Origin of the sequence: Paraconexibacter sp., assembly GCF_041602235.1 — a bacterium.
GTDB lineage: Bacteria > Actinomycetota > Thermoleophilia > Solirubrobacterales > Solirubrobacteraceae > Paraconexibacter.
In genome coordinates, this window is the sequence record NZ_JBFIGP010000479.1 from 1 (window position 1) to 1,660 (window position 1,660).

General features: G+C 68.8%; 1 protein-coding gene and 1 pseudogene. Both read left to right on the forward strand.

Going from position 1 to position 1,660, the window contains the following annotated elements; genetic code table 11:
• Positions 1–199: pseudogene (locus tag ABYE80_RS20635) on the forward strand (MarR family transcriptional regulator); the annotation flags it as partial.
• Positions 200–310: 111 nt separating this feature from the next.
• On the forward strand, positions 311–1,660 hold a 1,350-nt coding region (locus ABYE80_RS20640; RefSeq protein WP_372792299.1), incomplete at its 3' end, for a methylmalonyl-CoA mutase.

A 1,660-nucleotide genomic window follows, 5' to 3' on the forward strand; every position in this document is an offset into this window, starting at 1 on the left:
CCAGCGGGTGCCGCACCCGACCGACGGACGAGCGAGCCTGATCCGGATCACCGACCGCGGGCGGGATGTCGCGCGCCGCGCCACCGAGGTCCTGAACGGCGAGGACTTCGCGGTGCGCGCCCTCTCGCTGCAGGACCGGGAGGCGCTGACCCGGATCCTCACGGTCCTGCGCCGGGACGCCGGCGACTTCGCCGGCTAGGAGGGATGGACGCTGCCGCCGTCGTGCCGTACCATGTGCCGAGCGAGATAGGAGGACTTCCACCTATCTCGTTCCGGAATCCGCGATCAAGACCGAGTGAGCACGAGCGCCATGGCGACCCCCACGTCCGTCCCGACGACCTACGAGCAGTGGCAGGAGGCCTACGGGCTCGCGCCCGAACGGGACGTCCCGTTCACGACGCTCAGCGCGGAGCCGATCAAGCCGCTGTACACCGCGGAGGACCGCGCCGGCAAGGACGACGATCAGGAGATCGGGCTGCCGGGCCAGTACCCCTTCACGCGCGGCGTGTACCCGTCCATGTACCGCGGGCGCCTGTGGACGATGCGCCAGTTCGCCGGCTTCGGGACCGCCGACGAGACCAACGAGCGGTTCCGCTACCTGCTCGACCACGGGCAGACCGGTCTGTCGACCGCCTTCGACATGCCGTCGCTCATGGGGCACGACTCGGACTCGCCCCGTTCCCTGGGCGAGGTGGGCCGCGAGGGCGTCGCCGTCGACTCCGTCGACGACATGCAGACGCTGTTCCAGGGCATCGATCTCGGCAAGGTCAGCGTGTCCATGACGATCAACGCGCCCGCCGCGATCATGCTCGCCTACTACATCGTGGCGGCCGAACGCCAGGGCGTCGGTCCCGACAAGCTCGCCGGGACGATCCAGGCCGACATCCTCAAGGAGTACATCGCCCAGAAGGAGTGGTGCTTCCCGATCGACCCCGCGATGCGCCTGCTCGGGGACATGATCGAGTACTCCACGCTCCACATGCCGAAGTGGAACTCGGTGTCGGTCTCCGGGTACCACATCCGCGAGGCCGGGGCGACCGCGGCGCAGGAGCTCGCGTTCACGCTCAAGGACGGCCTGACCTACGTCGAGCAGGCCATCGACCGCGGGCTCGACGTCGACGACTTCGCGCCGCGCCTGTCGTTCTTCTTCAACGCGCAGATCGACTTCTTCGAGGAGATCGCCAAGTACCGCGCCGCCCGGCGCATCTGGGCGCGTGAGCTGCGCGAGACCTACGGCGCCAAGGACCCGAAGTCGTGGCTCATGCGCTTCCACACCCAGACCGCCGGCGTGTCGCTGACGGCCCAGCAGCCGCTCAACAACATCACGCGAACCGCCATCGAGGCGCTCGCCGGGGTGCTGGGCGGCACCCAGTCGCTGCACACCAACTCCTACGACGAGGCGCTGGCGCTCCCGACCGAGGACGCCGTGCGCATCGCCCTGCGCACGCAGCAGATCATCGCCCATGAGACCGGGGTGGCGAACACGATCGACCCGCTCGGCGGCAGCTACTTCGTGGAGGCCCTCACCGACCGCATGGAGGAGATGGCCTACGAGTACTTCGCCAAGATCGACGAGCTCGGCGGGATGGTCGACGCGGTGAAGCAGAACTACCCGCAGCGGGAGATCGCCGACGCCAGCTTCGCGCTGCAGTGCGAGATC